This is a genomic window from Endozoicomonas atrinae (assembly GCF_001647025.1).
GTDB classification, from domain to species: domain Bacteria; phylum Pseudomonadota; class Gammaproteobacteria; order Pseudomonadales; family Endozoicomonadaceae; genus Endozoicomonas; species Endozoicomonas atrinae.
In genome coordinates this window covers 1-5,873 of sequence record NZ_LUKQ02000293.1, presented here as the reverse complement: position 1 = coordinate 5,873, position 5,873 = coordinate 1, and the positions used below count along the sequence as shown (strand labels likewise).

The 5,873-nt window shown below is 44.8% G+C and carries 5 protein-coding genes and 1 pseudogene; 2 read left to right on the top strand and 4 right to left on the bottom strand.

Annotated elements, in window-relative coordinates:
• Both AK963_RS35865 and AK963_RS24525 read left to right on the top strand, forming a co-directional pair.
• Nucleotides 1-176: pseudogene (locus tag AK963_RS35865) on the top strand (IS256 family transposase); the annotation flags it as partial.
• Nucleotides 177-184: 8 nt separating this feature from the next.
• Nucleotides 185-2,161: a hypothetical protein gene (locus AK963_RS24525; RefSeq protein ID WP_139117636.1), complete on the top strand. Its 1,977-nt coding sequence runs from the start codon at nucleotides 185-187 to the stop codon at nucleotides 2,159-2,161.
• Nucleotides 2,162-2,288: 127 nt separating this feature from the next.
• Here AK963_RS24525 and AK963_RS24520 read toward each other — a convergent pair whose 3' ends face one another.
• From AK963_RS24520 to AK963_RS35860, 4 genes are all read right to left on the bottom strand, one after another.
• Nucleotides 2,289-3,101, bottom strand: a complete 813-nt coding sequence (locus tag AK963_RS24520) for an alpha/beta fold hydrolase (protein ID WP_066018019.1) — start codon at nucleotides 3,099-3,101, stop codon at nucleotides 2,289-2,291.
• A gap of 284 nt (nucleotides 3,102-3,385) precedes the next feature.
• Nucleotides 3,386-3,841, bottom strand: a complete 456-nt coding sequence (locus AK963_RS24515; protein WP_066018018.1) for a 3TM-type holin — start codon at nucleotides 3,839-3,841, stop codon at nucleotides 3,386-3,388.
• A 158-nt stretch (nucleotides 3,842-3,999) separates the two neighbouring features.
• The gene (locus AK963_RS24510) at nucleotides 4,000-4,392 is read right to left on the bottom strand and encodes a metallophosphoesterase family protein (RefSeq protein ID WP_139117635.1); all 393 of its coding nucleotides are present in this window, start codon (nucleotides 4,390-4,392) and stop codon (nucleotides 4,000-4,002) included.
• Between the two features lie 325 nt (nucleotides 4,393-4,717).
• A complete protein-coding gene (locus AK963_RS35860) occupies nucleotides 4,718-5,698 on the bottom strand; it encodes a transposase (protein WP_066018016.1) in 981 nt (326 codons plus the stop codon).
• Nucleotides 5,699-5,873: the final 175 nt, after the last annotated feature.

The window sequence follows — 5,873 nt, the reverse complement described above, 5'->3', positions numbered from 1 at the left end:
GCGTCATTCGTAAGGCGATCAAGAACCGGAAGATTTTTCGGACTGATGAGTCAGTCATGAAGGTAATCTATCTGGCCATGGAAAAAGCTTCCGAGAAATGGACCATGCCGATCAGGAACTGGAAAGCAGCCATGAACCGGTTTGAAATTATGTTTCCTGACCGGTTCAAGGAGTAATAGTTTTGGTGGCGTTTACACAGAATTATTTACAGGCTCCCTCGCTACTGCAAACCTATGATTTTGATCAATTCCTTCAAAAGCTAAATGACGTTGAAATATCGGCACAAGATCTATCCCAACTTCTGGATAAAGCAATCCAACTTGATTCTCCTACAGTTTATGAAAAAGGTATTGTTGGAGACATGGAGAGTAAAGGAGAAAGGAAGAGATATCGAAACATGAGGGCACGTCAACTTGAAACTGTCATCATCCCAGCCTTACTTGCAAAAGGTGCAAACTGGAAAATGGTCAGTCTGGAAACCGTTGCTGAAATAAAACAGCGTCAAGAATCTAACGACCACCTAAGAAAACATATTGTCACCAGTTGTCCTAAAATCCGTGCTCACATGAAAGCATTGCGAATATTTGACCGTTTTCTTAACGGCCAGCCAATACCAAAGGTAAGCCCCCCAGAAACTCCCCCCTGTATACATTCAAAACCGCTTCAATCTACTTGTGAACAAGTCCGGCAGGCAAAAACCTTGCTACCATATTTTATTGAGCTCAAGTCACCCGACGGCTCATCAGAGAAAGCTGCCGAACCCTATATTCAAAGGGCAATGATGACACTATTGAAAAACGACAATACAGGAGCTCTAACATTCGGGACATTTCATATTGACGGTCAGCAGGAAACCCTGTTGACTTATGCTGTAAAGAAAAATCTTTATACACTCGTGTACCTGATTCTACAATCCGGCGTTAACCCAAATATTATGGTGAATGGTAAAACACCGAAAGATTATGCCACTGATCCGTATATGCATGAGCTGCTTGCTCAATCGGGAGGCAGACCTGCCTTTGCAGACAGGACATCCAGAAGCCTTTGTCTGGATAAAGTTCCCCTTGAGCAGTTGGCAGAACATAATGTCATGGCAAAGCATATTGAGGGCAGCTCCTCTGAGTTAACTACTCGTGAGGGAACACATTGTTTAATCAAGATGGCAAATGAACGTCCAGACATTTTAATCAGGGTTGATTCTACCAGTGCCAGCACCGGCCACAGCCTTGTAGAAAGAATGATTGAGGAAATGAATGGAACACTTGGTGTTGGTAGAACCACCCAAACCCTGGACCATGACCAGCAACGCTATCATCTACTGTTATCAGTACTTGATCAGGCACAGTTTGACCTGTCTGAAAGCAATAACCCTGAGTTACATGATATGTTAACTCGTCAGCTTAACCGCTATTTTCAACAGGTTGGCAGGAGTACAAACATTACTGCAGAGCTGCTTAGAACATTAATGGTTTATGGTTACACTCCTCCAGTGGACTATGTCAGGCAACTGGAGCGTGTAATGACAGCTGATACCAGAATACCAGGTGATCGAAGACAACAGCTATGTAAATTAATCCAGAGCGTTATCAATATAGAAACCAATGCACGGGATGGTATGTTACAAAATAGTGTGGATATTTCTTCCCCTTCAGCTAGAGCTATGTTGACACTCAATCCAACGGACGAACGCGTAAAATCTACTCCTGCAAAAGCATTAAAAATATTACTTGAAGATTCCGGCAATCATGAGTGTGCAGCACTTTACGCTGGAAAGAGTGCTTCCGATATGGTTAACCCGGTCACACTCACCGATGTGCCAGGCCAACTGCTGCAACAGAAACAAATAGTTATTGGTATTGATGATACTGGGTGTGCTGACCCAATGTCCCAGACCGTTTTTGGTCAACTGAGACAAAATCAATTCGGAATGACCTTATACAGAAACCCAAAGAACAGGCAGAAAGTAAGACAGGTATTAGGCGAAAGTCACCCACACTATAATAACTTTATTAAAGATGCCCGTAGAAATGCATTCCTATCCAGGATATTGATGGACATTGATCCTGATAAAGTTAACAAAGTGAGAACAGATCAGAGCCTTGATCAATTAGTCAAGAGAGTTGGAAGAGTTGGAGAAATGACGCTGAAACCTATTTCTTAATAATAGGCCATGGTCAACCTCTATGATAAGAATGGTCTTTTCATAGAGGTTATACAGCATAATCGATAGCGCTTGAATACAGTTAAACATGACTTGAGCATGCCTCTATAAATTAACAGTCTATCATTCAGCCTTTACTATTGATTGAGTTGTTGATAAAGCGTTTTAGATGCTCGATAAAAGCAGTCGGGTACTCCATATGAATCGAATGGGCTGCTCCTTCAATCATTGATATACTGACGCCGGGAATGACCTGCAGCATTTCAACACACGCTTCCGGTGGAAACAGGATATCCTCTGTGCCATGAAGAATCAGTGCTCTCTGATGGATGGCAGGCAGTGTATCCCGGCAATCAAAGGCCGCTATTGCCCGTGACTGGTTCTCATAAGCCTGCAGGCTCTGGGGATATGGGTATTCAACCGACAGTCTTACTGCCTCATTCACCACCTGCGGGTCTTCAAAGAATCGAGGAGAAAACAGCCAATAGTAAAGGCTGCGAAACCATTGGGCAGGTTCCATTCCACCTTGCAGGTAAGATCCAAACTCATCCAGAAGCCAGCGATTTCTGGCGGAGCAGAAGGCCGCACTACCTTCCAGAACAAGCTGGGAAACCTTATCCGGATAGCGAATTGCACAATCCAGTGCAATAAAGCCCCCCATGGAATGACCGAGAAGAATGGCGGATGGAACCCCCAGCTCATCAAGCAACGCCATACAGTCATCACTGATCAGCTCAATGGTGGTGTCCACCTCATGGGGAGTCGTTCTGCCACAGCCCCTGTTATCGGGAAGGATTAAGGTGAAGTGCCTGGCAAGCTCATCAATCACCGGCAACCAGCTCTGGGAGTCACTGCCCAGACCGGCAACCATCATCAGGGCGGGTCCGGAACCATGAACTTCATAGTACAGATCAATGTCATTCAACGCAGCAATCGGCATATCACAAACTCGCCTCTGAAAAGTCTTACTATAGCCACTTGCACACAATCAATATCAAAAACCCCTTATCAGAGAATACTGAAATCGACTGAAACAGGCGGCTCAATAATGTAAAACTGTCATTCCTTGATCATCGTTGAAGAGACAAAAGCCAGAGAACCCAGGTAGCCATATCCTTACCAGTGCACCCTGCTTTGGCCAGCTGGTAGACATCGGCTACCTGTCCACTGCTTGCAGTATTGATGAAGAGCAACCACTGTCCATCAAGCTCTCAGAGAATAAGATTACTGATCCTTCGGTTGACGTCGTAATGACTGGGCAATCTTTTCACCACTTCTGCCTAAAACATAACCACCAACCCCAATAGACAGCAGGTTGAACAGCTCTTCTGGCAACGTCAGCATAGTTACCTTATCGGTAAACAGGCTTAAGTATGGAAACAACACATAGTTGTTGGCGACAATGGCGATGATGACCATCATTAAAATAGGCCGCCAGTTCCTTTGAATCCAGCTTTTCCCCTGGGCTTCAGCAGTAATGACCGCCTGCTGTGCCTCTAAAACCTTTGTTTCATACTCAAGAACTTTATGCTCCAGCTCAATCATTTTTAACTGAACCCCTGCCTGAATTTCATCCAGCTGTTTTCTCAGCTCAAGACGCTCTTCATCTGAGGTATGTACATTGTCGATCAAATCAGCAGCGGGCTTGAAAATACCACCGATAAATTCCAGAATTCCCATCACAAACTCCTTCTTTATTTTTCTTGCTGAAAAGCATTTTTTTAAAAAATCAATTCACACCGTTTGCAGGCCAAAACCCACTACCCTAAGTCTGATTTAATGCTTTAAAAAATTCTCAGATGTGACCTTATGTCACACAAAGAAAGCAACACACCACGTTACATACTGAGCCTTTCATACATCAGCATGCCTTTATCTTTTTTCGGTCGACCATACAGATCAAAGTGCACAAGCACGTCGTCACCGGCAGGTTCTACAGTAATGATGGAAAAGTTGTTAATCGCTTCAACCGGGGATAACCGTTTGAATTCGATGTCATCTCGCCCACTCAGCAACCCTGTGTCCTCTACTTGTTTTTTCACCAGCCAGGAAGGCAGGTTTTTCGCATAGGTAATGGCGCTGGAGGTAAGCTGGTATACACGGGCATCTGATTCTTTCTTGCGCAGCTGGAAGATTGCCGCACAGTGAACATCGCCACTGAGTAGAAAGACTTTCTTATTTCCATTGCCTTGTGAGAAGTCGAAAATCAGGTCGAGAGATTTAAAAGACACCCACACAGATTTAAAAGACACCCATAAATTATTAAGCTGCCTCTTCAATTAATTTTCCTTTCTTCCGGAAATCATAAACTAAACCATAGTCACAATAACTTAAGGAAAAGGGCGCACATTAAGTACAGAGGGCAAATACGAAAAAATCCGGTTTATTCCCAGATGCTCAACACATGGCGAAACATGACCTCATACAGCTGGGCTCGAATATTATTTTGTCAAAGGATAATCTTCGGTGAGAAAAGATAGGCGACAGCCCCTGCCAAATGTTTCAAGTCAAGGTCTACAGAAGCAGAAAGATTTGTAAGACACTCCAACCTTACTGCTATTGAAGATACATCGACTGACTGATGCGCATACCATGAAGCCACTGTTTGCCAACCTGTTCTGCGTAGATTTTCAAAGACCCCAGCCTGCCAACTGCCCGACGGAAACGGTTATTCCAACTCATGGTTTTCAGCCATTCATTCGGATCGATTTTCAATCTGTCGACAATGGGTGGGAGGTTCTCCGGAATAGAACCTCTCTTGTTCTGCCGAACTATACGCCCTGTCCAGTCCACCAACTCCAGATAACTACTCAGGGCAAAAGGAATAGTAGCTTCCGGGTTTTGCCCTTGTGAACGTAAGGGCTTGAGGTGAGTATGCTGTTTTCTGAACCGCCCACCACTGGCTTTTGTAGCCCGCTCTTTGACGGAAGTATACTCTGAAGTTTCCGGCGTCCTGGCCATTTTTGCCCTGATTGGGTTAAGGTCAACATACGCCATACAGGTCAGCAACGCCGCTTCATCCAGTAAAGCCTGGCTTTTATAGCGACCTTCCCAAAATCGTCCTTTGCAACCATCTTCTTTATTCGCTTCCCTTGCCAGATGCTCGTTAAGGCAACGCATAAACCAGCTGATGTCCAGTAAACGAGAGCGGTATTCTTCAGCAAACGCCTCTACCCGCAGCAACTCCGATTTATCCAGTGATACCCCGGAAAGAAAACGCTGTACCAGCAGAGGCCCGGTAAACAGACTTGTCCAGCGCTGTAACACGGCCTTGGTATCCCAGCTCTCCCCGGACTCACGATTGATGAAGACAACCACATGGTAATGATTCGACATCACAGCATAGGCGCAGACTTCAATAGCAAATACCCCGGACAACTCTTTCAGGCTGTCAACCACCCATTCCCTGCGATGCTCATAGTTTTTGCCACTGAATGCATCTTTACCACAGAGAAAAGCCCGGCGAACACAAAGAGCCATACAGTGGTAGTACGGTGTGCTGGCTGTATCGATCAGGTTTTTACGGGCGGTGGTCATCGTGACTCCGGCTTAATTTATGATTATCGGAGTAAAGATAGATCAGCTTGTCATCACCGGCGTAAAAAGTCCTCAAAACACCAGTCCAAAATGACCTGTCGTTAAGTATAGCTTTTTGGGGTGGTCTGCAAGTCTGATAGTTCCAGAAAGTTAAATATTTTACTAAGCTGACTCT

Excerpts from the sequence above, each read along its gene's own strand:
- AK963_RS24520 (WP_066018019.1), bottom strand. The coding sequence starts at position 3,101 with ATGCCGATTGCTGCGTTGAATGACATTGATCTGTACTATGAAGTTCAT.
- AK963_RS35860 (WP_066018016.1), bottom strand. The coding sequence starts at position 5,698 with ATGACCACCGCCCGTAAAAACCTGATCGATACAGCCAGCACACCGTAC.
- AK963_RS24515 (WP_066018018.1), bottom strand. The coding sequence starts at position 3,841 with ATGGGAATTCTGGAATTTATCGGTGGTATTTTCAAGCCCGCTGCTGAT.